32 protein-coding genes and 1 pseudogene are annotated in these 26,002 nt (G+C 54.1%); 19 read left to right on the top strand and 14 right to left on the bottom strand.

Annotated features, from left to right (window positions below; translation table 11 throughout):
* Nucleotides 1-18: 18 nt before the first annotated feature.
* The gene (locus AC2FC2_RS23670) at nucleotides 19-243 is read right to left on the bottom strand and encodes a hypothetical protein (protein ID WP_130016791.1); all 225 of its coding nucleotides are present in this window, start codon (nucleotides 241-243) and stop codon (nucleotides 19-21) included.
* 12 nt (nucleotides 244-255) lie between these two features.
* Nucleotides 256-1,026: an N-6 DNA methylase gene (locus tag AC2FC2_RS23665; RefSeq protein ID WP_130016792.1), complete on the bottom strand. Its 771-nt coding sequence runs from the start codon at nucleotides 1,024-1,026 to the stop codon at nucleotides 256-258.
* Nucleotides 1,027-1,387: 361 nt separating this feature from the next.
* On the opposite strand from AC2FC2_RS23665, the gene AC2FC2_RS23660 reads away from it, so the two are divergent.
* From AC2FC2_RS23660 to AC2FC2_RS23650, 3 genes are all read left to right on the top strand, one after another.
* On the top strand, nucleotides 1,388-2,032 hold the full coding sequence (locus tag AC2FC2_RS23660; RefSeq protein ID WP_129935326.1) for an AAA family ATPase: 645 nt from the start codon (nucleotides 1,388-1,390) through the stop codon (nucleotides 2,030-2,032).
* Nucleotides 2,033-2,090: 58 nt separating this feature from the next.
* Entirely contained in the window at nucleotides 2,091-2,363 is a 273-nt protein-coding gene (locus AC2FC2_RS23655; RefSeq protein ID WP_127146980.1) for a ribbon-helix-helix domain-containing protein, read from the top strand.
* An 83-nt stretch (nucleotides 2,364-2,446) separates the two neighbouring features.
* The gene (locus tag AC2FC2_RS23650) at nucleotides 2,447-2,875 is read left to right on the top strand and encodes a plasmid protein (protein WP_130016793.1); all 429 of its coding nucleotides are present in this window, start codon (nucleotides 2,447-2,449) and stop codon (nucleotides 2,873-2,875) included.
* A 116-nt stretch (nucleotides 2,876-2,991) separates the two neighbouring features.
* Here AC2FC2_RS23650 and AC2FC2_RS23645 read toward each other — a convergent pair whose 3' ends face one another.
* Nucleotides 2,992-3,240, bottom strand: coding sequence for a helix-turn-helix transcriptional regulator (locus AC2FC2_RS23645; protein WP_130016794.1), 249 nt, complete (start codon nucleotides 3,238-3,240; stop codon nucleotides 2,992-2,994).
* A 773-nt stretch (nucleotides 3,241-4,013) separates the two neighbouring features.
* On the opposite strand from AC2FC2_RS23645, the gene AC2FC2_RS23640 reads away from it, so the two are divergent.
* Both AC2FC2_RS23640 and AC2FC2_RS23635 read left to right on the top strand, forming a co-directional pair.
* Nucleotides 4,014-4,154 (top strand): hypothetical protein, encoded by a 141-nt coding sequence (locus AC2FC2_RS23640; protein WP_165366318.1) that lies wholly within the window; start codon nucleotides 4,014-4,016, stop codon nucleotides 4,152-4,154.
* Complete coding sequence (locus AC2FC2_RS23635; RefSeq protein WP_130016795.1) at nucleotides 4,154-4,855, top strand: helix-turn-helix domain-containing protein; 702 nt, start codon at nucleotides 4,154-4,156, stop codon at nucleotides 4,853-4,855. The genes AC2FC2_RS23640 and AC2FC2_RS23635 overlap by 1 nt, the downstream gene beginning before the upstream one ends.
* 146 nt (nucleotides 4,856-5,001) lie before the next feature.
* Here AC2FC2_RS23635 and AC2FC2_RS23630 read toward each other — a convergent pair whose 3' ends face one another.
* The 3 genes from AC2FC2_RS23630 to AC2FC2_RS23620 are packed head-to-tail and all read right to left on the bottom strand — an operon-like array spanning nucleotide 5,002 to nucleotide 7,230.
* Complete coding sequence (locus tag AC2FC2_RS23630; RefSeq protein WP_207213989.1) at nucleotides 5,002-5,727, bottom strand: hypothetical protein; 726 nt, start codon at nucleotides 5,725-5,727, stop codon at nucleotides 5,002-5,004.
* Between the two features lie 40 nt (nucleotides 5,728-5,767).
* Complete coding sequence (locus tag AC2FC2_RS23625) at nucleotides 5,768-6,553, bottom strand: site-specific integrase (RefSeq protein WP_261159727.1); 786 nt, start codon at nucleotides 6,551-6,553, stop codon at nucleotides 5,768-5,770.
* Nucleotides 6,550-7,230, bottom strand: a complete 681-nt coding sequence (locus AC2FC2_RS23620; protein WP_130016796.1) for a hypothetical protein — start codon at nucleotides 7,228-7,230, stop codon at nucleotides 6,550-6,552. The genes AC2FC2_RS23625 and AC2FC2_RS23620 overlap by 4 nt, the downstream gene beginning before the upstream one ends.
* Nucleotides 7,231-8,093: 863 nt before the next feature.
* On the opposite strand from AC2FC2_RS23620, the gene AC2FC2_RS23615 reads away from it, so the two are divergent.
* From AC2FC2_RS23615 to AC2FC2_RS23595, 5 genes are all read left to right on the top strand, one after another.
* Entirely contained in the window at nucleotides 8,094-8,963 is an 870-nt protein-coding gene (locus AC2FC2_RS23615; protein ID WP_130016798.1) for a nucleotidyl cyclase domain-containing protein, read from the top strand.
* Nucleotides 8,964-9,115: 152 nt separating this feature from the next.
* On the top strand, nucleotides 9,116-10,165 hold the full coding sequence (locus AC2FC2_RS23610) for an Abi family protein (protein WP_207213988.1): 1,050 nt from the start codon (nucleotides 9,116-9,118) through the stop codon (nucleotides 10,163-10,165).
* A 267-nt stretch (nucleotides 10,166-10,432) separates the two neighbouring features.
* Nucleotides 10,433-10,606, top strand: coding sequence for a hypothetical protein (locus AC2FC2_RS23605; RefSeq protein ID WP_261159723.1), 174 nt, complete (start codon nucleotides 10,433-10,435; stop codon nucleotides 10,604-10,606).
* Between the two features lie 451 nt (nucleotides 10,607-11,057).
* Nucleotides 11,058-11,417: a TonB family protein gene (locus AC2FC2_RS23600; protein ID WP_165366317.1), complete on the top strand. Its 360-nt coding sequence runs from the start codon at nucleotides 11,058-11,060 to the stop codon at nucleotides 11,415-11,417.
* Between the two features lie 67 nt (nucleotides 11,418-11,484).
* Entirely contained in the window at nucleotides 11,485-11,823 is a 339-nt protein-coding gene (locus AC2FC2_RS23595; protein WP_130016801.1) for a colicin E1 family microcin immunity protein, read from the top strand.
* 16 nt (nucleotides 11,824-11,839) lie between these two features.
* Here the strand turns inward: AC2FC2_RS23595 and AC2FC2_RS23590 are convergent, their stop codons facing one another.
* The gene (locus AC2FC2_RS23590; RefSeq protein WP_242503221.1) at nucleotides 11,840-13,555 is read right to left on the bottom strand and encodes a colicin-like pore-forming protein; all 1,716 of its coding nucleotides are present in this window, start codon (nucleotides 13,553-13,555) and stop codon (nucleotides 11,840-11,842) included.
* 372 nt (nucleotides 13,556-13,927) lie between these two features.
* Between AC2FC2_RS23590 and AC2FC2_RS23585 the strand changes: the two genes are divergently transcribed.
* The 8 genes and pseudogenes from AC2FC2_RS23585 (at nucleotide 13,928) to AC2FC2_RS23550 (ending at nucleotide 19,786) form a co-directional block, all read left to right on the top strand.
* Nucleotides 13,928-14,179, top strand: a complete 252-nt coding sequence (locus tag AC2FC2_RS23585; RefSeq protein ID WP_006322729.1) for a hypothetical protein — start codon at nucleotides 13,928-13,930, stop codon at nucleotides 14,177-14,179.
* A complete protein-coding gene (locus AC2FC2_RS23580; RefSeq protein WP_129935310.1) occupies nucleotides 14,176-15,132 on the top strand; it encodes a hypothetical protein in 957 nt (318 codons plus the stop codon). Before AC2FC2_RS23585 ends, AC2FC2_RS23580 begins: the two co-directional genes overlap by 4 nt.
* A 19-nt stretch (nucleotides 15,133-15,151) precedes the next feature.
* Nucleotides 15,152-16,015 carry a hypothetical protein gene (locus AC2FC2_RS23575; protein ID WP_129935308.1) on the top strand — a complete coding sequence of 288 codons (864 nt, stop codon included), beginning with the start codon at nucleotides 15,152-15,154 and terminating at the stop codon, nucleotides 16,013-16,015.
* A 198-nt stretch (nucleotides 16,016-16,213) separates the two neighbouring features.
* Nucleotides 16,214-16,900: an SOS response-associated peptidase family protein gene (locus AC2FC2_RS23570; RefSeq protein ID WP_130016826.1), complete on the top strand. Its 687-nt coding sequence runs from the start codon at nucleotides 16,214-16,216 to the stop codon at nucleotides 16,898-16,900.
* 195 nt (nucleotides 16,901-17,095) lie between these two features.
* Entirely contained in the window at nucleotides 17,096-17,512 is a 417-nt protein-coding gene (umuD, locus tag AC2FC2_RS23565; protein ID WP_130016803.1) for a translesion error-prone DNA polymerase V autoproteolytic subunit, read from the top strand.
* Between the two features lie 2 nt (nucleotides 17,513-17,514).
* Nucleotides 17,515-17,742, top strand: a pseudogene (locus tag AC2FC2_RS23560) (Y-family DNA polymerase); the annotation flags it as partial.
* A gap of 80 nt (nucleotides 17,743-17,822) precedes the next feature.
* Entirely contained in the window at nucleotides 17,823-18,821 is a 999-nt protein-coding gene (locus AC2FC2_RS23555; RefSeq protein ID WP_223998207.1) for a tyrosine-type recombinase/integrase, read from the top strand.
* Nucleotides 18,818-19,786, top strand: a complete 969-nt coding sequence (locus AC2FC2_RS23550) for a hypothetical protein (RefSeq protein ID WP_490659950.1) — start codon at nucleotides 18,818-18,820, stop codon at nucleotides 19,784-19,786. The genes AC2FC2_RS23555 and AC2FC2_RS23550 overlap by 4 nt, the downstream gene beginning before the upstream one ends.
* A gap of 6 nt (nucleotides 19,787-19,792) precedes the next feature.
* Here AC2FC2_RS23550 and AC2FC2_RS23545 read toward each other — a convergent pair whose 3' ends face one another.
* From AC2FC2_RS23545 to AC2FC2_RS23515, 7 genes are all read right to left on the bottom strand, one after another.
* Nucleotides 19,793-20,350, bottom strand: a complete 558-nt coding sequence (locus AC2FC2_RS23545) for a recombinase family protein (RefSeq protein ID WP_003100847.1) — start codon at nucleotides 20,348-20,350, stop codon at nucleotides 19,793-19,795.
* A complete protein-coding gene (locus AC2FC2_RS23540; RefSeq protein WP_003100853.1) occupies nucleotides 20,344-20,715 on the bottom strand; it encodes a hypothetical protein in 372 nt (123 codons plus the stop codon). Before AC2FC2_RS23540 ends, AC2FC2_RS23545 begins: the two co-directional genes overlap by 7 nt.
* Nucleotides 20,712-21,212: a hypothetical protein gene (locus AC2FC2_RS23535; RefSeq protein WP_003100856.1), complete on the bottom strand. Its 501-nt coding sequence runs from the start codon at nucleotides 21,210-21,212 to the stop codon at nucleotides 20,712-20,714. Before AC2FC2_RS23535 ends, AC2FC2_RS23540 begins: the two co-directional genes overlap by 4 nt.
* The gene (locus tag AC2FC2_RS23530; protein ID WP_003100858.1) at nucleotides 21,209-21,535 is read right to left on the bottom strand and encodes a hypothetical protein; all 327 of its coding nucleotides are present in this window, start codon (nucleotides 21,533-21,535) and stop codon (nucleotides 21,209-21,211) included. The genes AC2FC2_RS23535 and AC2FC2_RS23530 overlap by 4 nt, the downstream gene beginning before the upstream one ends.
* Before the next feature lie 254 nt (nucleotides 21,536-21,789).
* The gene (locus tag AC2FC2_RS23525) at nucleotides 21,790-22,146 is read right to left on the bottom strand and encodes a cupin domain-containing protein (RefSeq protein ID WP_000215515.1); all 357 of its coding nucleotides are present in this window, start codon (nucleotides 22,144-22,146) and stop codon (nucleotides 21,790-21,792) included.
* Nucleotides 22,136-22,537, bottom strand: a complete 402-nt coding sequence (locus AC2FC2_RS23520) for a HepT-like ribonuclease domain-containing protein (RefSeq protein WP_001293886.1) — start codon at nucleotides 22,535-22,537, stop codon at nucleotides 22,136-22,138. Before AC2FC2_RS23520 ends, AC2FC2_RS23525 begins: the two co-directional genes overlap by 11 nt.
* On the bottom strand, nucleotides 22,534-22,800 hold the full coding sequence (locus AC2FC2_RS23515; protein ID WP_016487057.1) for a nucleotidyltransferase family protein: 267 nt from the start codon (nucleotides 22,798-22,800) through the stop codon (nucleotides 22,534-22,536). The genes AC2FC2_RS23520 and AC2FC2_RS23515 overlap by 4 nt, the downstream gene beginning before the upstream one ends.
* Nucleotides 22,801-22,982: 182 nt before the next feature.
* Between AC2FC2_RS23515 and AC2FC2_RS23510 the strand changes: the two genes are divergently transcribed.
* Nucleotides 22,983-25,949: a Tn3-like element ISPa38 family transposase gene (locus tag AC2FC2_RS23510; RefSeq protein WP_003100881.1), complete on the top strand. Its 2,967-nt coding sequence runs from the start codon at nucleotides 22,983-22,985 to the stop codon at nucleotides 25,947-25,949.
* Nucleotides 25,950-26,002: the final 53 nt, after the last annotated feature.

Below are 26,002 nucleotides of genomic sequence, written 5' to 3'. Positions count from 1 at the left end.
CGGCGCCCCGGCCCAGGGTCAGTCACGGGGACGGACGCCTTGCGCGTAGCCAGGGCTAAGGGAATACACCAGAAAGGACCAGGCTTTTTTGCCTGGCGGCATCAGCGAACGACCGCACAAGCGGTCGGGCAGTGAAAGCGGCGCAGGCGACAGCCTGCTGCAAGCGATGGGTGCATTGGTTCCTGCCGGCTCAACGCCGGTTGGAACCAACAGGGCGGCAAAAACAGAGAAAAAGGGGGCCATGCCCCCTTTCCCTTAAACAGCGTGTAACACCGCCTTGAATTTCGTGATCATATCAACCAGGCGAAGTCGTTCGCTCCAGTCGTTGGCGTAATACATCGGGGTATGCCTGACTTTAAACATTTTCATCGTCAACGTATTTCCGGTATAGACCGAGGCCGGTAATCCCAAGAGCGCAAGCTGGATAAAACACATATCCGCAGCCAAAGGATCGATATCGGTACAACGGATATAAAGCGCTTGTTGCGGGTTATACCCTTTAGAGAGCAGGTGTTCAGCAGCGGCGATCACCATGCCGCCCGAACCACTGGCAGGTTCATCCAACGTGATAAACGGGCGATGTTCCAGCTCTTTAACATGGTCCCCGAGTGTCAGGGCGGCAATGAGTCGTGAGACTTCGCACGGCGTGAAGAATTGCCCCATCGACGACGAGCCAAATTCAAGCTCCATAAATATCCCGCCCAGCAGGTCATCCATTCCCCCTTCCATCGCGTCGATTAAGAAACAAAAAAGTTGCTGCATCCTCTGCAGATCTACAGCCTCGTATCGCTTACAAATCTGAACCGCTTCTTCCCTGCCCTCCTCTGACCGTACTCGCGCCAAATCGAGTTCGTTAGCAGCCAGGCGAATGAAGTCGCGGAAAACATCGAGACGACGGTGATAGGTCGCGATAACAGAGAACGTTTTGATGAATTGTTTTCTGGCTTCGCGTGGCGTCAAACGCGGCGCACGTTGAACCGGGGTTTCAGGGGCTAACAGTGCATCGAAGGAAAGTTGGTTGCTCATGGTGTGTCTCCCTTGGGAGGCAAGAACTCATTTTCTCGCCATGGCGCAAAAACAAGGCTCGCCAGTCAGGGATGTGGCAGGTACGACGGCCGAAGCCGCATGCGTAAACGAGTGGAACAACGTGAAAGGAGTGCGAACGGGTGATGCCGGCGGCGCCAGCGAATACTTGCCACAGACCAGCGCGAGGCTAGATTAAGCGCGGCGAAACATGAGATCTCGCGCACCATCACACAACAATTAAAGTAATATCATTTTAATATCATAACAATCCAATAAAACAGGCTTGACACACAAACCCAAAAGACTATTATTTAAACCTCATTTCACTATCAAAGTAATATTAAAAAAAGGTAGAAACGATATGATTATAACAGTAGGAAACACCAAGGGCGGGGTAGGCAAAACCACTTTGGCAGTAAACATCGCTGCAGCACGAGCACAACAGGGTCGAGATGTATTATTGATAGATGGGGATCGACAAGGCACGGCTCAAATCGCTGTTGGCATAAGGGCAAATGATGATTCGCTGCCAGGTATCGCCTGTGTGTCTTATCCCGAAGGACCGATCCTTCGTGCTCAAGTGCTCCAGCAAAAGATGAAATATGATGACATCATCATTGATGCCGGTGGCAGGGACTCCACAGCGTTACGTGCTGCTTTAGTGCTATCCGATGCACTGTTGGTTCCATACCGTCCTGGAAGCTTCGACGTTTGGGCTCTTGAAGACATATCTGCACTGATCAAAGAAGCGCGGAGTGTGAGAGATGGGTTGAACGTTTTCGCTATTATCAACGCTGCCGACTCCAATCCACACTCGATTGATAATCGAGAAGCAGCAGAAGTGATTGCAGACTTCCCAGAACTGACACTAATCCCCAAACATATTGTGGCGCGTAAAGCGTGGTCGAATGGGGCAGCATCAGGGAAATGTACGCTTGAAATGAAACCAAGGGATCCCAAAGCTGACGCTGACCTGGAAAGATTAATATCAATCTTATTTTCATAGTCATTTAACACTATTTGAATATCAAAGTAATATTAATAAACGATTAAAGAGGTAATAAATGGCTATTGTAAGACCCACGAAAAAACACACTACCCCTGCTGAAGACAGCGCAGCAGAAGCCTTTATAAATTCGGCTCCAGATGGCGCGGCAACGCGAAGAAAGGGCGTAGTAAAGGGCAAACGCCAACAGATCACGTTAACGATAGATCCTGAGATTTTGGACCGGCTCGATGTGAAAGCCGCTGAAGATGGAGTGTCTCGGGCTGCGCTCATCAACATCGCAATTCGCCAGCTATTGAACCGAGGAGCCACAGTTGGAGGCGGGAGTTAATTAACTATCATTTTAATATTAAAACGCTATGAAAACAGGGTTGTTTGAATTGCATTTTGGATGGTAATTGAGAGGAATAACCAATGACACACGAAGTTATGGAAAAAATCATTGCCCTGGCCGATTACCAAAATATGATTAGCCCTGGGAGCCACCCAGCAAAGGGGCAATTCGTTGTCACCGGCACAACCCGCGGCGATAACGCAATACGTTTGGGTTATTGCATTCAGGTTCGAAAAGGCCGCGGTCAATTCGGCTCTGACATGGTTTTTCTGCGCCATCCGGACGGGACAATAAACACGCATGAGAATCAGTTCTATCTCAGCATGACAGACGTACAAATTCAGCTTGCTCGTTCGGTCTTCAGCATCATGCCAGAAGATGAAGATGACTCACGGGGCTATTGCTGCTGCGGAAAAATCCGCGAATTCGGGTTCGTTGTCGAAAACTCAGGTTCAGTACAAACACCTGATCACCCGTTTGTGATAACGATCTCTAGTGAAAACGCTTAACAGAATAGTTAGGAATATCAATACACTAATCGCCAATCAAAGCAAGATTACCACAACATCAAAAAAATATCTTTTAGATATCATTTTAATATTAAAATGATATCTAAAAAAACAATTCAGTTTTTAACGTGAAGCAGTAAAACTTTCTCCGCAAACCCCTCGTCCAGCACATAGAAATAACACTCCGGGACGTTAAGTACACGTGCCAGTGAGCACATAGTCGTAAAGGACGGGGTGTAGGTACCACTCTCGTATTGGGAGATCCGCGAACGAGCAGTGGCTTCATCAATACCCGCCAGTACGCCCAGTTTCTCTTGTGTAAGCCCAGCCCGGAGGCGGGCGCTTTTCAGTCGTTGGGGAACCATGGTCAGCCGTCATAGAAAGGATTGACGACATGTTTAGCATCACTTAACATCAGACTTGTTTAGAGTTACTAAACACCGAGACACCAACCATGCAGTACGCCAGGAAACACCAGGGAAAAAAGGCCGGTCATTGACCGGCCTGTCTTTTATTGGCATTCCACACACCAGTCATTCTCCGGGGATCTTTCAGTATCGCCACAGCGTCCACTCCAGGCATCGAGAACTGGTCGGGGATATAGTGGAGCAGGACGATCACTTCCACGACAAGCAGTCCGGGTGACCCCATGTTCGAGCGCCAAGGCTACTGGGTAATCGATATTCACCAGCATCGACGACGGCACGTTATAGTAGGCTACCGCATGCAGGAGCTAGCCAAGAATGATAGGAAAGATCATTGATGCTCCTTGAGAAGTGCCACGCGAAACTGGCGCCGTAACGCCCCACGGTACGATACCAGTTTTACGCAGCACAAACTTTTATGAATTGTACCAATCCCACAGGAAGATTGCCCCAACGGCCGCATACGTCAGCGCTAACCTCCGACGTGCATAGGTTTGGAAAAATCAGTCGGAAGTGAAAAAGTGTCGTAAAAATGAATAAAAATCGCTGTTCATGAACTGATTGTCAGTTTCAAAATACCATTTTTTTACTAAATAACATATTGAATAATAATGATATTTAATCATAATTTAATCATTTCAAAAGTCACCTGTATCTAGATAAGACGGTTTTTGCTAAGTACAATTCAAAAACGTTATCGAACAGGAGGATTTATGAACACTCTCTACTTAGTAATTTATCTTTTCATCGAACTTTCAAAAGTTGCGGACAAGCTTATTCCTCTATTTACCAGCGCATCTTTGTTAGTTGCGTTAGTGACAGTGCTGACCCTTTTGTTCAAAGGAAAAGCGTAATGGCGAAAAAACTCTGGATAAAAATGCCCACAAACTGGATTCACAAGGAAGGCTTGCGAGCATTTGGTTGGTCAGTCCGTTCTGTAAAAGTAAGCAATGCACATAAAATCGCGGCGCTGCAATTGTATGTAGCGATAGCTATGACATGTGAGGATATGGAGATAACTAACCAAGAGGGGACGTCGCTAACCTGTTTCGCGTCATCACTAACTTACAACAGGCTGCAAGTGATGACAGGACTGAGTAGAGCGTCAGTTGCTGGCGGTCTGTCACTTCTTGAAAACAACGAAATCATTAAGGTTTTCAGAGAGGGGAGGAAAAATTACTACAGCCCGGCTGACTATAACGGAGTCAGCGGGTGGTGTAAGGTTCCGTATCGCAGACTACTGAATGACCAGGGTAATGTGACAGCTTTTCACGCATTTAAGTTACGAAGGAAAGCCGAACTGCATGCCCTGAAACTGTATCTGTACCTATGCTATGCACGTCCTAACACGTCTCACTTTACGATGGCCTCCTATGAAGCCATCAATAAGGCGACAGGTATTCCTGAAAAATGTATCCCAGCGGCATATACCGTTCTGGTTGGCACGGGACTACTTTCACACATAGATAAAAGTGCCGAGGAAGGGGCCACAAACAAAAGAATGGCAAACTCCTACTACATTACCGGCTATAGGGATCTGCTCCAAAATTTTTAACGTGTGCAATAGAAAGGCCCAGCGTAACTCACTAAGCATCACGATGAGATTACTGTCATGCTGAATACCGCTGGCTAACATCAAGTTTAAAAAACCAAAGTTAGGCACGGTTTTGGCAGAAAAACACAGAGCAGATACATAGAGGATCAGAGGCTGTCACGCCAGAAATCGGCGCTAAAATTATTCAGCCTACCTGTCGTTGTCTGATACGAGTCAGGGATCAATGCACCGTCTCTCCCTTCTCTAAAATATTGCTGCACTGATTGGAGCCCTAGCGATTTTAGATGCTCCCACTCATGAGACAACTCACTTTGCCTATTTTGCTCTTGTTTAGCCGCACTGAGTTTGCGGGCCGGATGTGGGGATAAGTAGTCCGGCCGCAAGTCAGCATTGTGTAGAAAAGTGATGCTGCTGTATGACCAGTCATCCTCTACAGACTGGCGCCAGTGGTAACAAACCCTAACCGTCAAACGTTCACTAAAATGAAGTGGCCATAGAATTTGCTCGTCGATGCCAAAGAGCAGTGCGTCGACTTCTTCCACATCCACCCTCGATTTCATCTGACTTACTGCAAAGGATAAATTATCGCCAGCTTTACGGGCTGAGTACCCCGTTTCTTCGCGCTTTTTCGTGGATTTAGCCCTGCCATGTGCAGAAACAGCATTTTCAAAGTTTGATAATTCTCGGGCCACATACGAACCGCACCTGTAAAGCTGGAGGGTTTGAAGAGGGTAAGTCCTTTCCTCTCTCAGGCTTTGCCTTATTAGCTGATCCAGCAGCTCAATATCTATCGCTTTAAGGGCATTTTTCACGTCTCGTGGGGTATTTATCTCACTCATCAAATTTATTCCCTTCTTGCCAAGAAGATCCATTGGAGAGTCTACTCCGCTGGTTTTTTAGTTAGTAATGCAATCATGTTCCTTTCAGCATGGCAATAGCGTCAAGTTCCGGCATCGAGAACTGCACCCGGTGCCGTGCCGCCACATCCAGCGCAAACACCTTCGTATAGACCTCCGTGGAGCTGATCGACTTGTGTCCCATCAGCGCCTGCAACACCTTGAGTGGAATGCCGGCATACAGCATATGCATCGCGTAACTGTGCCGGAAGGTGTGTGGGGTGACCGGCACAGAGAACGTCACCCCGTCGCACGCAGCGGCGTCTACAGCCTCTGCCAGCCAGCTGCGCACCGTCCGATCGGTGATCGTCCACAGACGTACCTTCTCCATGCGGCCGGATTTGGGATTACGACGTTCCTGCGGAATTTTCAGCGTGGCCACCATCGTCTGCAGCTGCGCGACGTACTGCGGATCGGACAGCGGTACCAGGCGGTGTGCGGAGTTACCCCCCGGAAGTCGGCCAGCCGTTCGGGCGGCTTTTTCCGTGCGTTGCTTGAGCGTGGCCAATTGCGCGAACGGGTAGGGGGGCGCCAGTGAGAAATTCTCGCGCGTCAGTGCCAGCGCCTCGTTGATCCTGGCTCCGGTATTCCACAGGGTGGCTATCAGCATTTTGCGGTGCAAATCCGGCACATAATGGAGCAGGGCGCTGATCTCCGGCGCCAGCAGGTATTTGGGGTAGTCGTCGTGAACCTGCGCCATCTGCCGGAGCGCCAGCGCGGCCGGGTAATCGATAGCCACGGGCAACGGTGCCGGATTAACTGAATGCGAGCCAGGCAGAGCAGGGAGGGGCGGGATACTCATGGCTTTTCCTCGATCGATAACGGCGCCAGCGACTGGGCCATCAGAACAGCCAGAACGCGGCGCCGTTTTCTTTCCTGCCGCCATTCTTTCCAGAGGACGTTCTGGGCCGACCAGGCGGTCGCATCAAGGCGGGTATGCGGGAGGCCCGCTAACTGCCTCAGTCGCCGTGCCTGGATGATGGCCTTGAGTCCGAGACGGGTATACTGGTACTGCCGCGCCTCAAAAAATTCATCAAAGTCGGGGGGAATATGCTCTGCAGAATGAATAGTCCGATCAGCCTCCCCCTGAATCACCGGCAACTCCCTAATACGGTACATTAGCTTTGCGGGTAACACTCGCCAGTCCCCGGCAACAGCTGAATAGTCGAGGACAGGAACAGATATTATCGGAACCGTGATAGCTTTGGAGTTCACGTCACCGCGATCGGTAGCAACTCCAGCACAGCCCTCTACAAATTGCTCAATCAGGAAGACCAGCTCAGTGGCGATAAAAAGACGCTCACTGGCCTGCTTCGCCGCCACTGCTCTTTCCTCCCGCCGGCGGGTAAAGTAGTGGGCCAGGTACACACCGCCCAGTGCCGCGCCGGCGGACGAAACCGCCGTGATGATCTGCGGCCACAGGCTGGCGCTGTCTTTGACGATCTTCACACCCTCAGTGGCAATAAACCAGTCGCCCATGTGTGTTCCTTATTGTTGTCGATAAATCCCGCCCAGCTCTTGCATAAACGTCAACATCCAAGGTCTAAAAGAATCTGAAACCTTGTTGCCCCATCACTGAGATCGACAAAATCCCCCCGCTGCGGGTCTGGCCGTTCGTCAATGGCTTCATTATCGTGGATACGAAGCGCCCATCCTTTTCCTGGAGGGGCATTCCATATGGCCAATACATCACCTGCAGAAGAAAGGAGATTCCTCGATAGAAAATCGCTTCGAATTCTCGATGAATCGCGCAGCCATAAAACGGGGTGAGTAGTTGCGAGATGGTCATACACACAATAAACCGAGTGAAAATAATTAGCGTCAATATCACATGACTTGCACATAAATCCCCATTGAAATTGTCACATCCCGCAATCACCCCAGTAACGATGATCTCCCTCGCAGTTTCCTGCCGTGAACATTACACATCTTATAATAAGTAGGCATATAACCACGCAAGTAAATTACCGGACGCCTGTTTCCGGGTGATCCGACTTTCTGGCTTATGACAACTTTCCGGAAGTGTACCACGGTCGGGGAAGGAGCAAAGTGCCCTTTTTCGCCCCTGCGCGGTGAGTCACGGGAGAAGGATAAGACACAACATATATTATAATATCCAGCCAGAAGTAGCACATGCTGTGCTTGGCGGGGCGATAGGGGAGGGTGGCGATCGGCAGATCCGGGACTGCCGGAAATCGGATCTGTACAAAGCAAATGAAGAAAAGGGGAAACATAATCGCTAAATCACTGGACATGTACGGCGTGCGCACGTACAGTTACGGTATCCATAACGCTACAACACAGTATAAACCCGTACCCCAAGCCCAGCAAGAGAGATCCCCATGGAAACGAAAGACCAACGCATAGAACTCCGACTGCCTCAGCAGCAGCTCGAGGATCTGGATAATTTCATTAGCAACATTGAGGGTCAGTATAAGCCGTCCCGTTCAGATGTATTGCGTACGTTTATTGCACAAGGTATTCGCGGGAAATTTACCCCGGCCAGTCAGGAAGCAGAGATGTTTCCCCTGGCCGCGCGGCTGAACCTCTTTTTCCAGCTTTGCCAGCTGCAGCAGAGTAGCAATGTGCTGCCCCGCGCTTTCGATCACCTGCGATACACGATACCGAATTACACCGAAAGCACCGTGACTGCGGAAGCGCTGGTTCGTCAGGTCTATCTCCAGCGTTATATGTGGTTCTTTGAGCTCGACGTGAAGCACCTGCAGTCCATTAATGACCATCTGAGAGGGGACCAAATCCTGTCGCTGATGGATCCTCAGCACAACCAGGAGGTCTGCAATACCCTGGATACGGTGATGGCCATACGTGATATGTTTGCCCGGATAGGCCAGGTGATGGAGGAGGCTGAACAAAAGGCGGGGGACGAACAAAGCGTCAGTGCCGCGCTGGCCCGTATTCGCGGATATGCGACTGATTACGATGTCCCACTCACCTTCAAGGGCTATCCAAACACGGCAGCGTATACACAGCAGATCCAAATGTGGGCCTTAGTTGACTGGATTGACGAAGGGGAAGGCAAGCACACTATCAGCGAATACCGCTTGCGTCAGGATAAGGATATGACGTCCAAGTACGCCATCATGCTGGAGATCTACCAGGACATCTGCAGTAACCACCCATTCAATCTTGACGGGCTGGAGCAGATGGTCAAAAGTCGCCGTTTCGACTGCCACCCACTGAGCGGCCGGTGAACTGAAGGCTAAAACGAGAAAAACCACCGCGAGGGTGGCTTTTCCGAACTACTATTGTCGCGTGAGGCCTGAACTACGGCACACCGCTTTGATGTGCGAATTAAAGCAGATACACGCCACGTATGTCAAATCTTTTTCTGAAGGTAGCGAGAATGAGCCTTGATTTGTTCATTAATAAAGAACGCCTCGATATCTATGTACAACACCTCAAGATAGCTCCGGCTCAGGTAATGCCCGCCTATCACTGGAACAAAGCACTTTGCGGTGCCATGCTTCCGGCACTTCAGTGTCTCGAAGTTACGTTGCGGAATGCTCTTGATCATGCAATTCAGTCGAATCCACCGCCAGCCGCAGTCGCGTCTTCACTATGGCTGACGGACCATAACTGGATATTTGATCTTCCCCGTTACATAGGGAATAAAGCCTTTCCGAAAAGCAATGACCGGTACAAACGACCACATCCTCAAAAGCCGGCACAGCCAAGAGATGCTCAAGGTTTTTTGCTGGATCAGTACGGAAAGCGTGTATTGAAAAACACAATATCTGTTGAAAATCAGGTAAGTAACGCAATTAGTGAAATTGCCAAAACGAGTAAGCTAATCACACCAAACCGTGTGATCTCCGGGTTGTCCTTTGGCTTCTGGACTCAGCTACTTACACGATATTACGAAAATCCTAAGGGTGGGCATAAAACGTTGCTCTGGCCCCATCTCACGCGAACGGTTTTTCCAAATGCTCCGGCTCATTTTGAACGGAAAGAAATCTGCGACCAGTTTTACCGTATTAAGGAACTGCGCAACAGATTGTCCCACCATGAGGCTATCTGGAAGTTCCATCATGATGATCCTCAGACGGGCAAACCGAATTATGGAAATCCTGTTTATGGGGCACAGGCCAGTTGTAGCCTACTGAGAAAGCATTATGACGATATTCTGGATATGATCGGATGGATGAATCCTGACCGGAAAACGAATTTTCTGAGCCACTCGGCAAACCTGCGATTCTATGCGCTGTGTTCTGTAGACGGATTGAACAGTTATATCGCCCCCGAAAAAATCAAGGCGCAGATTAAGGTTACACGCGGGGGTAAAGGTATCAGCAAGTTAATCAGGATAATTGAAAAAAATGAGTTCATAAGGATTGTGAAGGAGGGGCAGACAGTACTCACCATCGGTGCTGACAACTCCTTTTCCATTCCCTGAATGCTTATATTCTCTTTTACTCATACAAACCCGGAGTCCTTCCGGGTTTGCCAGAAAACGGATTGAATAGGCCCGGGTTTCGTAGACACTTTTTTGCCTCATAATGGAGGCTCAATGAAGGAGTGTTTATGTCAGCCAAAAATTTCACTGAAGAATTCAAAATTGAAGCCGTAAAACAGATTAACGAGCAGGGATAACGTTCTGTCAGATAAAAGCACTCTCGTCCCCGAGAAGACAACCCAGTAGGCCATGACTCACGAAGGAACAATGACATACTGCTACCGGCCTCGTCAGGTCAGGCTGCGTGAAACCAAAACCATGTGGATCAGTGAATCCGGGCATCGGTTCAGAAAGTCCACCGGTGCCGCAGTCGGCAGTCGCGTCTGGAGTTCACACCGTCTTGATTTAAGCAGCATCCGCGAAATCCTGCCCGATGAATAATCGTCGGGCCGGGTATCACGGATAACAACCATCAAGGAATGACCGTATGCCTTACTATAATGCAGCGGATATGCGGGCAAGAGCCCGTGATGCCTGGCACTCAGAATGGATCAGCACACGTGGGTTGAAAGCGCGTTTCTGGACAGATAAGGCAATATCTGTGTTTCTCGGCAGGCCTCAGAAAGCGGGCCCGATAATGGCCTGGAAGCGGAAGGACGTGCAGAAGGTCGAGAGTACGCCTGAATTTCAGAACTGGCTGGCAAAGCGGCGTGCCTGGCTTGCGGCACATGGCAAATTACCTGGTGAACAAAAGCCCAGTGCGTAGTCGCGCTGTACGGCGATCTGTGATCGCCGCAGTAACGCAATATTGTCAGATTTGCCCTATAGTTAGGGGCGATCGCCGAGGCGCGGTCTTGTAGCAACCGCTCATTTTTAACCAATGGATCATGACATGAGAAAATCTACGTTTGCCGCTCTGCTGTTACTGTGCCTGACGCCGGCGCTGGCGCTCGGTGCCACACCGGCCCCCCACGCCATCATCAAAACCGCCCCTGTTTATCCTGAACAGGCCCTGTTGAAAAGCACCAGTGGCGTCGTCAAGGTAAAATACGATATCGAGCACGACGGCACGGTCAGCCATGTGCGTATTGTGCAGGCGAAGCCTGCCGGGGTCTTTGACGAGGCGGTGCTGACCGCCATGAAAAGCTGGCGCTTTGAACGCGATCAGCCGGTGAAGGATCGCGAATTTACCATTAACTTCACCACCAAACCGACCAACTCGGTCTATGGCAACGGGGTTCCATTTCGCTGATCGCCCGCAAAGCCGGTACGATGGCAAGCGAGAAAGATGAAAAGGACCGGTGCCCAGGGAGGCGAGAATGACCAAAGCGTATTATTGGAAAAGTCAGGTGTGGGGCGTGACGTACTTTTTTATCGCGCTCTATTATATCCATATCTTCCAGCCCAGCGTGAATGTCCCACTCTCTCTGGTCGCCGCCATCCTGAGTCTGTTGCTGTATCCCTGCGCCAAAAAAGCCATTGAAACGGCCGCCCTGCAGTTCACCAGTGAAGCATTCTGGCACCGTGGGTTGTTCGCCGATACCATCGGCAAAAATGGGGTGCTGATCCTGTATTATGCCTTCTGTTTTGTCATGGCCCTGCCGCTGGGCACCCTGTATCTGCTTGCCCTGTTCCTCCGAAATAAAAAGGCCGCGTAAGCGGCCTTACTTTACGTTAAATACCGGCGGCTTTGTTGACCTTCTCCACAAGCTTTTCATTAACCATCACGCTGACCAAGGTCATGATGATGGCAAAGCCAAAAATGCCCAGCGGCGTACCCAGTATCACGCTGTAGGCAAACGCCGTCAGCGCCGTGGCGGCCATGCCCGCCCCGATGGTCTCCATCTTCACGAAAAGTGGTCTGAAGTTCTGCGTCCGGATCGCTTTAGGCAACTCGACAACGAAGACATCGTAGGCATCGATGACCTTGCCCGTGTAGTTGAACGCCTTGCTGAACTTGGCAAGGTTCTGGGCGATATGCTCTCGGCGCACCGACTCCAGCGCTTTGGCCACCGCTTCGCGATCGGCGACGCTGAATTTCTTGTTCAGCACGTCCTTGTACTTCTCAAACGCCTTCAGCGCCTCTTCCGCATTTTTGAGCGTTTTCCCCTTGGCCGCATCGGCCAGCTCTTTGGCCACCTTGGCGGACTGCTCGCCAAATTTCTCCGTCAGTTCCTTGTAAAAGTCCGCCGTCGTCTTGATGGCGTCTTTCATCGCCTCCTCTTCTTTCTTCCTGGCTTCTTCAGCCTCCCGCGCCTGCCGCTCTGCTCGCAGGGCATTCAGCCGCTTTTCTGCCTCCAATTTTTCTCGCTGAGCCTGTTCAATACGTTGCTGTGCCAGGTTTGCTTCATTTCGCGCCGATACAATAGCAGCCTTGTGTGCATTGACTTTATTACCGGCATCCTCTGCATCGCCCCGAAGTATCGCTTGAGATGTCTTACCTCCTTTTTTCGATAACGCAATCAGCCTGTCCCATTCAGCCTCTAGCGCTGGAAGTTGCTTCTCAAGTTCAGTGGCGCGGCTCTCTGCAACTGACTTCTCTGTACTTGCCGTGTTAATTTGCTGCTGTACTTCATTAAGTTTACGCTGCTGCAATTGCTCATTATTCTGAGCATCCCATTCAGCCTGCTTGCGTTTCGCCTCTTCCTCGGCGCGTCGCTTGGCTTCCGCCTCTGCCGCTTTGCGTTTGGCTTCTTCTTCCGCCTTACGTTTTGCCTCTTCGGCCGCCTTACGTCGGGCTTCTTCGTCCGCCTTACGCTTGGCGGCGTCTTGCTGTTCTTTTTGCCACTGCTGATAGGCATTGGTCAGGCCAGGCACGGCCTCATTGGATTTCCGATACCCGGTGCGATCACTTCCTTTGCCGCCGCCGTTGATCTCGTATTTTTGCGTGATCTCGGTCATGACCTTGTTGTTGTCAAGCCAGAAGCCCGGGGGGATTTGGCCGCGACGGACCGCCGTAAAGATAGCCAGCGGAAGGGTATAGTCTGCCGCCGGGTTTTTGCCGGCATAGCGCCCATCCGAAATGCTGGCGTTATTGCCAAAATTCTGGCCGGCCGGCGGTTTGGCAGCATTGATGATGGAATTCAGTACGCGGGTTGCACTGCCCACACCATCATTCACTAACGATGAATTCTCATAGTTCATGACGACCCCGTTCATCGTTGCGTGGCCCTCGGCATTGATAATGACCTTGCCAAAGCGGGAGGTATGCACATCACCGGGCTTCATGATCACCATATTGATAGTGCCGGTATTGCCACCGCCGCTGTCGCCCCCGTTGCCTGTAGGGCCAGTAGGACCAGGTCGGCTGGGAGGATCGCCGGTCACCGTCATGCTGTCGCCATCATCCGGTGAATGATAAGTAAATTTGGTATTTGCATTAAAAAGCATGGGCTATCTCCGTTGATTAATACTGTACGAATGCACAGTTAAATCGACTGTATAGACCGTGTCTGTCGGGGACAACCCCATGGAGGTCACTCTCGTTTGTGTGCAGGCTGGTACAACATTCATTAAAGAGAATGCATGACCGAATACCCCCGAATCGGTCCCAGCGAGATCCGAGACTGCCGGAAATCGGATCTGCGCGGCGGAAAATCCGCAGATGATATGATAATTAAACAACATACATAAAATCACATCTGATATGATGTTTATCATTAATCACAAAATCATATCTAATATGATGTTTACTCATTCAGTTTAAAATCATTCGTGATATGATTTTTTACTTACCGGACATTATCAGATTGAGCGTGCAGGATGGATCAGGAACAGAACTTTTCTCTCAGCTACGAACAACTGCTGAAGATCACCGAAGACGAAATTAAAAAATGTGAACTCGACGGCAGCAGTGAGTGGAATGCTCATCAATGGATGAAAGCCGACGGCATTGTGCAAATGTGGCACATCCTTGCACTCCAGGGGTTGCCGAAAGACGCCGGATTTGACCGCGTGAAGGCTGACCTCGCGCAGCTGAAATCGCTCATCCGTCAGCGTCGGGGCAGAGCATGACAGCGGTAACCGCCCGCCGTCCGTCGCCGCTGCAGCGGCGGGTGCTGATTGTGCTGGCCGCTCTCAATGCGAAACGTCCGGGGCCGGTGGCGACGAAAGATATTGAGCGGCTGCTGGCGCAGGGCGGTGAGGCCCCGGTGTACGGCAACAACCTGCGCGGCTCCTGTCGCCGGATGGAAGCCGCCGGCTGGTTGCGCACCCTGCGTAACCGGCAGACGCTGCAGCTGGCGGTGGAGCTGACGGACGCGGGCAGGGCGGTGGCCACACCCCTGCTGGCCGGCGAACAGGAACGCATGCTGACCGAACAGCGCGCAACAGAAGTAATGATCCTTCCCCTGGTCCCGGTGAGGCCGTCGGAAGATGCTGGCACCTTCGCAGACGACCGGCTAGTGCAACTAGATAACATCTGGCACATGGCGTGCCGGGGCGATTACGTGGTCCGCCTCGACGGCACCACCTGTCTGCAGCTGTGGAACTCGACCGGACAGGCGACTCGTCTGGAGGGCGATCCCCTGAAGGTGGCGCAGTGGCTACAGGCCTGCCACGATTCGGGCATAGATATCCGTCTACAGATCAATGAAAGCACCACGCCGGAAGAGGGTATGACTGCCGCCCCCTCGCCAACTGACCAGACCGACACCTGGTACCGGCAACTGGACACTGCGTTGCAGGAGCTGGGGATCACCGGCCTGACTGACGAGGAGTGGCGGGCTGTCGTGACACCCGGGGAGGCGCTCCGATCGCTGCCGGCACAGGAGCGGCTGCTGCATATTCTGCGGGAAAGTATGGAGGCGTTTCCGCTCACGGCTGCCTCGTATGAGGAAGATACCGGCGCTGCACTGGGTACCCTGCTGGCCCGTACAGGGTTCACGGTCACCCAGGCACAAGAGCTACGGGAGCACCGCATTCGATGGCCACTGATGAGCGAGGAAGCATTCGCTCTAAAAAAATGATTAAATAAGGAATGTTGGCATGGTGAAATTTTCTTTGCTGGAAAATGCACTGGACTCAGTCGAAACCGGGCTGGAGCACTTTTATAACGCTGCTCGCGAGAATAGAAATCGCGATCACAAGCGCTGCCTGTTAGATCTGTTTCAGGGGGCCGAACTGCTGCTGAAGGCGACGCTGACTCGCCTTGATGACACCCTGATATTTGAGCAATGGTCGATTAAAAAGGTGTGTGGTGATCGGCAACCTACAGAACAGGATCTATATCGTTGCAAAAGTGTGGCGATTGCCGGGCTCATCGAGCTTCTCGAAAAGCATTATCCTGATTCATTCGAGAAAAACAGTTTGAGTTTGCTGAATACACTGGCGCTGGAGCGCAACAAGATCCAGCACTTCGCCATTGAAATATCATCAGAAACCCTGGCCATGATGTTGCGTGAACTTTACCGGACGGTGTACAAACCCGCATTTGCCATTCTGCAGTCGGATGACACCGAGCTGGCGACGTATGATTCAGACATAAAAGAAAAAATAGTAAAGTTTGAGCGGCAGTTCCTGGATATCGATGTCGAGGACGAATACCACCTGGCCATGTGTCCAGTCTGCGAAAGTTGGTCTCATTTTATTCTGTATCGTGGTGAAAGTTTTCCGGTAGAAACATACTGCACCTGCTGCGAATTCAGGTTGGAAAACCTTCGTCCCGAGGACCATCACTTTTGCCCTGAGTGCGACTGGCCAGCAGTCATCTACGTGCCCAAGCATCAGGCAGGGGCCTGCCTTGCTTATACTTGTTACTACAGTAAGGAGGGGGGATTTGTACCGATGGAACCATGTGATTGCGGCGGGTACAAAATGGAAGGACATTGCAGAGAGTGCAATCCTGAATAATAAGGGTAGAAAGCGATAGAGACTGCTCTAGACCAAAACCACAAACCACCCTAAGCCATTGATTAATTTAACATAATCAGTATTATGTGAACTTTTTTAACATTTTCAATGAGTTATATAATTAACTCCTGGTTCGAAATCCCACCATACCGCTGAAGCTATACTTGGGTCATGTTGACACAAAAGGATCAGCTGCCTATGTGTGGCCGCTTTGCCCAGTTCCATAGCCGAGACGAATTTCTCGCAGCCCTGGCGTCTGATACACCAGTTAGCACCACCGGCGACTGGCGCGCCCGGTATAACGTCGCCCCCGGCACGCCGGTACCGCTGTTCCATCATCATCATGATCAGTTGCAGCTGGCGCCGGTTGACTGGGGATATGCACCTGCCTGGTGGCGCGCCCAGGGAAAACCGGCCCTCATCAACGCCCGCGTCGAAACCGCTGCAAGCAGCCGAATGTTCGCTCCACTCTGGAAACATGGCCGTGCGCTGGTACCGGCATCGGGTTGGTACGAATGGAAAAAATCCCCGGACAATCCGCGACTGAAACAGCCGTATTTCATCTATCCCACCGATCGCAGCCCGCTGTTCTTCGCCGCGTTGTGCGCCACTGATCCGGAAGTGGCTGACAGCTTCGTCATTATCACGGCCGCCAGTCATGACGGTTTGTCGGATATTCATGATCGGCGCCCACTTGCGCTGCCAGCAGCAGCCGCCCGCGACTGGCTCGATAGCCGGTTGATTCCGCCACCGGGTGACATGTTGGCCGACATCTACAGTCTGCAGGCGGAGAGTTTTGCCTGGCAGCCAGTATCTTCAGACGTCGGTACCGTTCGCAACGACAGTGCATCACTCATCGTGGCCATCGATACACCCAAAGTCTGACCCGGCGTTATCCACAGTTTTAGTGGATAACATGTGCGCAAGCCCCCCGAAAAATCATCGTCAAGGGGTATAAAAAACACTCAGAAAATTATTAGATTACGCCGCAACTGGCAGGGTGGCTTAGTTTCAGGCTTGCGTCTGCGTGCGTTTCGTTTATGATTTACTGTATATATATACAGATAAATTATACCTATTATGAACACGTCGAAATTGTATTTATTTTCACCAGTCCAGCCCGTGAAGCTCCCTCTATTTGGAACACAATGCCCTGCGGGGTTCCCCAGCCCTGCCGATGACTATGTTGAGCAATCAATTGATTTAAATGATTTTATAAAACATCCGGCGGCGACATACTTCATCCGGGCTACTGGCGAATCGATGACCGACGGCGGGATCTTGTCGGGTGATTTGCTGATCGTCGATCGGGCGGAAAAACCCGTGCATGGCAGCATCGTCATCGCCGCCGTTGACGGCGAATTTACCGTAAAGCGGCTGCTGCTCACCCCGCGGGTCTGCCTGGCGCCAATGAACCCGGCATACAGCCCCATTTACCCCGAAACCCTGGAAATTTTCGGTGTGGTGATCCACGCCCTCCACTCATTTGGGAGGTGATCATGTTTATGCTGGCTGACGTCAACTCAATGTATTGCGCCTGTGAGCAGGTTTTCCGGCCAGATCTTAAAGGTAAACCATTGATTGTATTATCAAATAACGATGGAACCCTGGTAGCGATCAACAGAGAGGCGAAAAAACTGGGTCTGAAACGCGGCATGCCATTTTTCCTGGCAAAGGACACCATCAGAACACATCAGGTTACTGTGTTCTCGAGCAATTATGCCTTGTAGTAAGTTAAGTGGAATGCAACACCTGATTGGACCGTTTGAACTAAACTGCACCTGTTTCTCTGTCAAAAGAGGTCAACATGATGGTCAGCAATCCACTTTTTACTGCCAGTATGCATCTTGTTGAGCAATGGCTCGGACTTCTGACTGACCTGGGTCGGGCTGAAGCAACGACTAAAGCCTACCGAGGAGCACTGACACATTACTTACGCTACTGCGAAGCGGAATCAATTCCTCCTACATCAGCCCATTTTGAGGATTTTTCCGGTTATATTCGCCCACAATTACCTGGAATGGCGCATCCAGTATCCAGTTCCACGCTCCAGTTACGTATCTCTGCTATTCGGCTCTGGTATGATTATCTTTATTACCAGGAGCTTTGTGAAACCAGCCCGATTCCCCGAGCGATGTCGCCAAGTCCGATTTTCAGCGGACGTGGGCTTGTGCCCCGTATCACCCGCCTTCCCTGTGTTCCTGATGATCATGGCTGGTTTACTCTACTACAGCAGGCTGCCTCTGCGACGTTACGAGACCGTCTGATGCTGGCGCTGGCCTATTATGGTGCATTAAGGCGAGCTGAAGTGACGGCACTTCGAGTTGACGATCTTGATTTAGGTCTTCGATTAATCCGTGTTCGTGCTGAAACCACCAAGAATCATCGCGAGCGTATTGTCTGTTACAGCCCGGCGGTAGCACCTGTACTTGCAGCCCATTTGCAACAGTTACGGCAAAGTGGTGTTTCTGGTGGCCCATTATTTCGTTCAGTGTCAGATCGGAATTACGGTATGCCACTAAGCATCTGGAGCTGGAGTAAAACCGTCCGCAGTTGGGGGCTTAAATCCGGACTGCCTTATTTCTCCACTCATACCTTTCGTCATCTGCGTCTGACTCATTTGGCGCGGGCGGGCTGGAAACTTCACGAACTCGCCACCTATGCTGGGCATCGGGATCCCCGGACGACTCAGGTTTACCTGCACCTGTCCGGTACCGATCTCGCTGCTCGCATGGCCGGGGCTGTCGCTGAACTTGACAGAAAAGTTGCCGGGCTGGTTTTTGCTGACAGAGGGTTTGTCTTATGAAAGCCGAAAACACCACTGGTGTTGTCTGGCAGCCTTTTGCACTGGAGTCATATCAACTCAGAGCCACTTTCTCCGCACAGGAACGTCTTGCCCTAAGTACCCCACAACGACGGGGTAAATATCTTCTGCAGAAACCTGTGCCAGCATTCCTGCGCCCTCTTTATGACATCGCCACCCAGAGCGGTATAAAGCCCGAGGTAGCGAGGATTACCATTCTGGCGGTACTCGCCGAAGCACACCGTCAGGACATGCCTTACCACCTCTGGACTGAAGACATATGGCAGGGGTTGTATCAACGACGAAATCTCGGAGGCCCGCTACTGGCAGCTTTTGCCTTTCACCTGTCACAGATTCCTATCCCCTTGTATAGCAGCCGATGCCGGCAACCTGCCTATTATGCTTGTGCAGTTTTTGGTCGGGATATTTTTCAGCAGGAACTCAGCCGTCTCATGGACGTCCTGGTGGCACAGGGGTACTCCCTTCGGCATCAGGAAATGTTTCTCTCAGCAGTCCTAGGAATGCTGATGCTGGAAAATGGCGATCCCCGTCTGGAAAGCTTCACTGAAGAATTGCTCAAACGGGGCCAGCAGTACCGCACTAACGGAATTGCCAGAGCGGTAGGCAAGGTCTCTCACGGTCTGGCAGCAATGGGAATTTTGTCTCGCCCTCTACGTATGCGCGGTTATACCGGCTGGAAAGAGAAGCGGACTGACGGGATAGCCCCAGAATGGGTCGGATGGTGTCAGCGCTGGCGGGAAACATCCGTGCTACGACCCCGAACCCGTGAAACAAATTACAGCTTTATTTTACGTATCGGTTTGTGGCTTTCGAGAGACTGCCCTGATATTCGTGAGCCCGCTGACTGGACTATCAGCACCTGTGCCAGTTTCATTGCCGCACTGGGGAGGATGAATGTGGATGAACTTTCTCTGGTATCTGGGGTCGTCTCAGAAAACGGAAAATAAAGCACGCTAAGCGTGCGTGGAGGCTGGCACCCAGCGGTACAGCGTCGGAATGGACACGCCGAGGTTCTTGGCCACGTCCTTGGGCGGCACCCCGCTGGCCAGCAGCTTCTTGGCCGACTCGATCTTGCTGTCGGTCATCTTCGGCTTGCGGCCGCCTTTGCGGCCGAGCTGCTTGGCGACTTCCAGCCCGGCGCGGGTGCGCTCGACGGTCAGCTCGCGCTCCATTTCGGCAAGGCTCGCCATGACGTGGAAGAAGAACCGCCCGGATGGTGTGCCGGTGTCGATGGAGTCGGTGAGGCTCCTGAACTGGACACCGTGCTTGTGCAGATCGCCGACCAGATCGACCAGTTGCTTGACCGACCGGCCCAGCCGGTCGAGCTTCCAGACGACCAAAGTATCGCCTTCGCGCAGCATTTCGAGCGTCTTGGCCAAGCCAGGCCGGTCTGCCCGCGTGCCACTCACCTTGTCCTCGAAGACCTTTTTACATCCGGCCTTGCTCAAGGCTTCGCGTTGCAGCTCCAGGTTCTGATCCTGCGTCGAGACGCGCGCATAGCCAATCAACATGGCTTGTCTCGCGCCCGGTCGATGCGTTCCTGCATCGCCTGCATCACTTCTTCGTGGGTGTACGATCTGGCGTTGGCGTCGGTGGCTTGCCGCAGGGCTTCCTCAACCTCGCGCGTCATCCGCTCGTAATCCTCCGGCCACAGCGCTTGCTCCATGCGCAGCGACGCCTGACCCAGCAGGTGCAGCAGGCTGAACAGCCGCATGTCGTTGGTGGCGACGATGCGCTCCCGAATCTGCTCCTGAATAGCTTCGCTAGCCCGATGCGCTTGTGGTGTGGCAGTCCCCTCGTAGTCAGCGGGGAATTCCGCTTCCTCGGCAATCCTTGCCCAGGCGCTGGCCAGCGCCTCGATGGTTGACGTGCTCATTTCCGCCGCTCCTGTGCTCTTTGGCGAATCAACCGGCCAAGGGGCCTCGACGCGAAAACCAGCAGCATCACGCCTATCGGATACCAGGTCGAGAAGACCACCAAGGCATCGAAGGCTGGCCGTCCGGTGTTGGTAGGCAGTACGGCGGTCACAGCCATCAACCCGCCGACCGTCCAGATGATGCGCCACACGTAGGGCATCACGCGGGGCACGTAGCCGTCATCGAAAGCGGTCTGGTAGTAGCGGCGCAGGCCGCGCTCGGCAAGCGCCTGGCGCTGCCGCTCCGACAGCGCATCCGTCCGGCCATACCAGCGCCGGAATGGTGGACAGCGCAGCAGCAAAGGGGTGAAGAGGATCATCACCGCCACGATCGCGACACCCCACGCCATGACGGCGCCGGCATCGGGCCGCTTGGCGTTCTCGATCACGGGCGCGAAGACGCCCGGAGCACCGATCATCCAGAACAGCGCAATGTGCTGATGGAAGGAGAGCTTCATTTGCTCATCCACTTGCGCAGCAGGCGCTTTTTCAGGGAGGCGCGTTCTTGCGGGTTGCGTCCCTTGTGATTGGCGATGCGATCCGCCGTGGCGGCCTGGCGCTTGACGGGCCAGTAGGAGCGGCCATCCTTGCCCATCGACCAGACGCTGCTGGCCTGGTTTTCCAGCAGGGGCAGATGGGCGCTCAGGGCTTCGGGCGACGCGCTGGTCAGCGCCGTGCGCTCACGGGTGCGCCAGCGCTGATGCCAGAGCTTCTTGTCCTCGCGCTCGCTGCCGCAGGTCGTGTGCCCGACGATGGGTGTTTTGCGGCGGCTGCGGCTCATAACGTAGTGGTCTCCAAGAACATTCAGGACTGATCCCAGGCGTCGATGGTCAAGACCTGATCGGCAGGACAGGCGGCTACGCGGTCGGGAACTGGATGGTGTTCAGTCTCATGCCGACCCCATTCGATTGATCGCGTCGCTTGCGGCACGCTGCGACGCAAGGAGGTTTGCGACCTGGTTTAGCAGCCGTGTCCGCTGCATGTCTGTTACCTATCTCCCCGACCGCTCATTGGACCAACTCCAGAGATTGGGCTCTATCGCTCAGCCAATACGAAACCGGCATTGGCTGATGCCACAACCGAGACTAACACAAATGGCTCGGTACCTGTATTTCGCGCCCCGTGCACTTGGCCCGGTCTTGCCACGGCTATCTCACCTTCCCTGAGGGCACGAACAATCCCATTGCCCTGAAAGTAATCAGCCATTCCCGACAAAACAGTCCACGTGTCTTGGCCGTGAGGATGAATGTGAGCCGCAATTTCCTGCCCGGGATGGACATGCCAAACCACGATAATTGAGTCTCGGGTTTCAAGCACAACGGAACGAATAGGCTCGCCTTCGGACGGCTGAACATACTCGGCTACAGAAAATATTCTCGATTCAACAGTCATCGGAGATCCCTCTTTCACAGTTGTCGTTACGGTCTTCATCGTCGGCATCCTGACGCACGGCGGGCAATTGCTGGAGCAACGCCGGCAGCCATTCCTGTACCGTCTCCCACACCACATCGAGGTTGATGTCGAAATAGCCGTGAGCCATGCGATTACGCATATTGCGCATGCTGCGCCACGGCACGTCGGCATGCGCCTGGGTGAACTCGACGTAGCCATCCATCACCTTTGTGGCCGCCTCGCCGATGACGATCAGGCTCATGATGACGGCCTGCTGGGTGCGCTTGTCGGCCAAGAAGTCGTCCTTGGCCATCCCTTCCACGAAGCTGCGCGCATCGGTTGCGGCCTGCTGAATGTGGTCGAGGTAATCGGGCAGGCGGTTCTCGCTCATATCGGTTGCGCCTCCGCGAGCACCTTGGCCCGGAACTTCGGCGGCAGGTCGCCGGGAGTCAGCAGATCGACGTCAACGCCGAGCAGCGATTTCAGTTCTTCTTCCAAATCGCCCAAGTCCAACAACGTGGCACCGGGCAGCGCATCGACCAACAGGTCGAGGTCGCTGCCATCCCGGTCGGTGCCATGCAGCACCGAGCCGAAGACGCGCGGGTTCGCGGCGCGAAAGCGGCCTACCGCTTCACGCACTGCGCTTCGCTTCATGTCAAGCACAACAGACGGTCGCATGCGCATCCTTTCTTATCGAAACTCGTTGAGATGATATGCAATCAAGAATAGAATTTCAAGAACTATTTTCGAGAATCGCAATGCCTTGATTCCCGTGCCGCGCCGGTTGCCTTGGCGGGCTTGTCACAAACCTACGTTTTCAAGAAGAAGGAAACCGCATGCCCCGCCGTTCGATCCTCTCCGCCGCCGAGCGCGAAAGCCTGCTGGCGTTGCCGGACACCAAGGATGAGTTGATCCGTCACTACACGTTCAGCGAAAGCGACCTCTCCATCATCCGGCAGCGGCGCGGCCCGGCCAATCGGCTGGGCTTCGCGGTGCAGCTCTGCTACCTGCGCTTTCCCGGCGTCATCCTTGGCGCTGATGAGCCACCGTTCCCGCCATTGCTGAGACTGGTCGCCAACCAGCTCAAGGTCGGCATCGAAAGCTGGGACGAGTACGGGCAGCGTGAGCAGACCCGACGCGAGCACCTGGTCGAGCTGCAAACGGTGTTCGGCTTCCAGCCGTTCACGATTGGCCACTACCGGCAGGCTGTCCAGTTGCTGACCGAGCTGGCCATGCAAACCGACAAGGGCATCGTGCTGGCCAGAGCCTTGATCGAGCACCTGCGGCGGCAGTCGGTCATTGTGCCCGCCCTCAACGCCGTCGAGCGGGCGAGCGCCGAAGCGATTACCCGCGCCAACCGGCGTCTCTACGACGCCTTGGCTGAGCCGCTGACGGACGTGCATCGCCGTCGCCTCGACGATCTGCTCAAGCGCCGCGACAACGGCAAGACGACGTGGCTGGCCTGGCTGCGGCAATCCCCGGTCAAACCGAACTCGCGGCACATGCTGGAACACATCGAACGCCTCAAGGCGTGGCAGGCGCTCGACCTGCCCTCCGGCATCGAGCGGCTGGTTCACCAGAACCGGCTGCTCAAGATCGCCCGCGAGGGCGGCCAGATGACGCCCGCCGACCTGGCGAAGTTCGAGCCGCAGCGGCGTTACGCGACCCTGGTGGCGCTCGCCATCGAGGGCATGGCCACCGTCACCGACGAAATCATCGACCTGCATGACCGCATCCTGGGCAAGCTGTTCAATGCCGCCAAGAACAAGCATCAGCAGCAGTTCCAGGCATCCGGCAAGGCGATCAATGCCAAGGTGCGGCTGTTCGGGCGCATCGGCCAGGCGCTGATCGAGGCCAAGCAAGCGGGCCGCGATCCGTTCGCCGCCATCGAGGCCGTCATGTCCTGGGATGCTTTCGCCGAGAGCGTCACCGAAGCGCAGCGGCTCGCGCAACCCGAGGACTTCGATTTCCTGCACCGCATCGGCGAGAGCTACGCCACGCTGCGCCGCTACGCGCCGGAATTTCTCGACGTGCTCAAGTTGCGGGCCGCGCCCGCCGCCAAGGACGTACTCGACGCCATCGAGGTGCTGCGCAGCATGAACAGCGACAACGCCCGCAAGGTGCCCACCGACGCGCCGACCGAGTTCATCAAGCCGCGCTGGCAGAAGCTGGTGATGACCGACACCGGCATCGACCGGCGCTACTACGAACTGTGCGCGCTGTCGGAGCTGAAGAACGCGCTGCGCTCCGGCGACATCTGGGTGCAAGGCTCGCGCCAGTTCAAGGACTTCGAGGACTACCTGGTGCCGCCCGCGAAATTCGCCAGCCTCAAGCAGGCCAGCGAATTGCCGCTGGCCGTGGCCACCGATTGCGACCAGTACCTGCATGACCGGCTGACGCTGCTGGAAACGCAGCTCGCCACCGTCAACCGCATGGCGCTGGCCAACGAGCTGCCGGACGCCATCATCACGGAGTCGGGCCTGAAGATCACGCCGCTCGATGCGGCGGTGCCCGATACCGCACAGGCCCTGATCGACCAGACGGCGATGATCCTACCGCACGTCAAGATCACCGAATTGCTGCTGGAGGTAGACGAATGGACGGGCTTCACCCGGCACTTCGCCCACCTGAAGTCAGGCGACCTGGCCAAGGACAAAAACCTGTTGCTGACCACGATCCTCGCCGACGCGATCAACCTGGGCCTGACCAAGATGGCGGAATCGTGCCCCGGCACGACCTACGCCAAGCTGGCCTGGCTGCAAGCCTGGCACATCCGCGACGAAACCTACGGGGCGGCACTGGCCGAGCTGGTCAACGCGCAGTTCCGACATCCCTTCGCCGAGCATTGGGGCGACGGCACCACGTCATCGTCGGACGGCCAGAACTTCCGCACCGGCAGCAAGGCCGAGAGCACCGGCCACATCAATCCGAAATACGGCAGCAGCCCAGGGCGGACGTTCTACACCCATATCTCCGACCAGTACGCGCCGTTCCACACCAAGGTCGTGAACGTCGGCGTGCGCGACTCGACCTACGTGCTCGACGGCCTGCTGTATCACGAATCCGACCTGCGGATCGAGGAGCACTACACCGACACGGCAGGGTTCACGGACCACGTCTTCGCGTTGATGCACCTGCTGGGCTTCCGCTTCGCCCCGCGCATTCGTGACCTGGGCGACACCAAGCTCTACATCCCGAAGGGCGATGCCACCTACGAGGCGTTGAAACCGATGATCGGCGGCACGCTCAACATCAAGCACGTCCGCGCCCATTGGGATGAAATCCTGCGGATGGCCACCTCGATCAAGCAGGGCACGGCGACGGCCTCGCTGATGCTCAGGAAGCTTGGCAGCTACCCGCGCCAGAACGGCCTGGCCGTCGCCCTGCGTGAGCTGGGACGCATCGAGCGCACACTGTTCATCCTGGACTGGCTGCAAAGCGTCGAGCTGCGCCGCCGCGTGCATGCCGGGCTGAACAAAGGCGAGGCGCGCAACGCGCTGGCCCGCGCCGTGTTCTTCAACCGCCTGGGGGAAATCCGCGACCGCAGCTTCGAGCAGCAGCGCTACCGGGCCAGCGGCCTCAACCTGGTGACGGCGGCCATCGTGCTATGGAACACGGTCTATCTGGAGCGGGCCGCGAACGCCTTGCGTGGCCACGGTCAAGCCGTCGATGACGGCCTGTTGCAGTACCTGTCGCCGCTCGGCTGGGAGCACATCAACCTGACCGGCGATTACCTCTGGCGCAGCAGCGCCAAGATCGGCGCGGGCAAGTTCAGGCCGCTACGGCCGCTGCAACCGGCTTAGCGTGCTTTATTTTCCGTTTTCTGAGACGACCCCTATCTGAGCAAAAGCAACGT

The sequence above is a fragment of the Serratia sp. CoH_122_TC_1 genome (assembly GCF_058191755.1).
Note: the sequence above shows the minus strand (reverse complement) of the source record. Positions and strands in the feature narration are given on the sequence as shown.

Bases quoted from the DNA above. Each gene is read 5' to 3' on its own strand.
- AC2FC2_RS23535 (WP_003100856.1), bottom strand. From the start codon at position 21,212: ATGAAGCTCTCCTTCCATCAGCACATTGCGCTGTTCTGGATGATCGGT.
- AC2FC2_RS23605 (WP_261159723.1), top strand. From the start codon at position 10,433: ATGACATACTGCTACCGGCCTCGTCAGGTCAGGCTGCGTGAAACCAAA.
- AC2FC2_RS23520 (WP_001293886.1), bottom strand. From the start codon at position 22,537: ATGAGCGAGAACCGCCTGCCCGATTACCTCGACCACATTCAGCAGGCC.
- AC2FC2_RS23600 (WP_165366317.1), top strand. From the start codon at position 11,058: ATGAGAAAATCTACGTTTGCCGCTCTGCTGTTACTGTGCCTGACGCCG.
- AC2FC2_RS23625 (WP_261159727.1), bottom strand. From the start codon at position 6,553: ATGAGTATCCCGCCCCTCCCTGCTCTGCCTGGCTCGCATTCAGTTAAT.
- AC2FC2_RS23555 (WP_223998207.1), top strand. From the start codon at position 17,823: ATGATGGTCAGCAATCCACTTTTTACTGCCAGTATGCATCTTGTTGAG.
- AC2FC2_RS23510 (WP_003100881.1), top strand. From the start codon at position 22,983: ATGCCCCGCCGTTCGATCCTCTCCGCCGCCGAGCGCGAAAGCCTGCTG.
- AC2FC2_RS23575 (WP_129935308.1), top strand. From the start codon at position 15,152: ATGGTGAAATTTTCTTTGCTGGAAAATGCACTGGACTCAGTCGAAACC.
- AC2FC2_RS23660 (WP_129935326.1), top strand. From the start codon at position 1,388: ATGATTATAACAGTAGGAAACACCAAGGGCGGGGTAGGCAAAACCACT.
- AC2FC2_RS23650 (WP_130016793.1), top strand. From the start codon at position 2,447: ATGACACACGAAGTTATGGAAAAAATCATTGCCCTGGCCGATTACCAA.
- AC2FC2_RS23615 (WP_130016798.1), top strand. From the start codon at position 8,094: ATGGAAACGAAAGACCAACGCATAGAACTCCGACTGCCTCAGCAGCAG.
- AC2FC2_RS23530 (WP_003100858.1), bottom strand. From the start codon at position 21,535: ATGAGCCGCAGCCGCCGCAAAACACCCATCGTCGGGCACACGACCTGC.
- AC2FC2_RS23585 (WP_006322729.1), top strand. From the start codon at position 13,928: ATGGATCAGGAACAGAACTTTTCTCTCAGCTACGAACAACTGCTGAAG.
- AC2FC2_RS23610 (WP_207213988.1), top strand. From the start codon at position 9,116: ATGAGCCTTGATTTGTTCATTAATAAAGAACGCCTCGATATCTATGTA.
- AC2FC2_RS23595 (WP_130016801.1), top strand. From the start codon at position 11,485: ATGACCAAAGCGTATTATTGGAAAAGTCAGGTGTGGGGCGTGACGTAC.
- AC2FC2_RS23525 (WP_000215515.1), bottom strand. From the start codon at position 22,146: ATGACTGTTGAATCGAGAATATTTTCTGTAGCCGAGTATGTTCAGCCG.
- AC2FC2_RS23620 (WP_130016796.1), bottom strand. From the start codon at position 7,230: ATGGGCGACTGGTTTATTGCCACTGAGGGTGTGAAGATCGTCAAAGAC.
- umuD (WP_130016803.1), top strand. From the start codon at position 17,096: ATGAACACGTCGAAATTGTATTTATTTTCACCAGTCCAGCCCGTGAAG.
- AC2FC2_RS23540 (WP_003100853.1), bottom strand. From the start codon at position 20,715: ATGAGCACGTCAACCATCGAGGCGCTGGCCAGCGCCTGGGCAAGGATT.
- AC2FC2_RS23550 (WP_490659950.1), top strand. From the start codon at position 18,818: ATGAAAGCCGAAAACACCACTGGTGTTGTCTGGCAGCCTTTTGCACTG.
- AC2FC2_RS23515 (WP_016487057.1), bottom strand. From the start codon at position 22,800: ATGAAGCGAAGCGCAGTGCGTGAAGCGGTAGGCCGCTTTCGCGCCGCG.
- AC2FC2_RS23670 (WP_130016791.1), bottom strand. From the start codon at position 243: ATGGCCCCCTTTTTCTCTGTTTTTGCCGCCCTGTTGGTTCCAACCGGC.
- AC2FC2_RS23545 (WP_003100847.1), bottom strand. From the start codon at position 20,350: ATGTTGATTGGCTATGCGCGCGTCTCGACGCAGGATCAGAACCTGGAG.
- AC2FC2_RS23635 (WP_130016795.1), top strand. From the start codon at position 4,154: ATGGCGAAAAAACTCTGGATAAAAATGCCCACAAACTGGATTCACAAG.
- AC2FC2_RS23640 (WP_165366318.1), top strand. From the start codon at position 4,014: ATGAACACTCTCTACTTAGTAATTTATCTTTTCATCGAACTTTCAAAA.
- AC2FC2_RS23570 (WP_130016826.1), top strand. From the start codon at position 16,214: ATGTGTGGCCGCTTTGCCCAGTTCCATAGCCGAGACGAATTTCTCGCA.
- AC2FC2_RS23590 (WP_242503221.1), bottom strand. From the start codon at position 13,555: ATGCTTTTTAATGCAAATACCAAATTTACTTATCATTCACCGGATGAT.
- AC2FC2_RS23655 (WP_127146980.1), top strand. From the start codon at position 2,091: ATGGCTATTGTAAGACCCACGAAAAAACACACTACCCCTGCTGAAGAC.
- AC2FC2_RS23580 (WP_129935310.1), top strand. From the start codon at position 14,176: ATGACAGCGGTAACCGCCCGCCGTCCGTCGCCGCTGCAGCGGCGGGTG.
- AC2FC2_RS23630 (WP_207213989.1), bottom strand. From the start codon at position 5,727: ATGGATCTTCTTGGCAAGAAGGGAATAAATTTGATGAGTGAGATAAAT.
- AC2FC2_RS23665 (WP_130016792.1), bottom strand. From the start codon at position 1,026: ATGAGCAACCAACTTTCCTTCGATGCACTGTTAGCCCCTGAAACCCCG.
- AC2FC2_RS23645 (WP_130016794.1), bottom strand. From the start codon at position 3,240: ATGGTTCCCCAACGACTGAAAAGCGCCCGCCTCCGGGCTGGGCTTACA.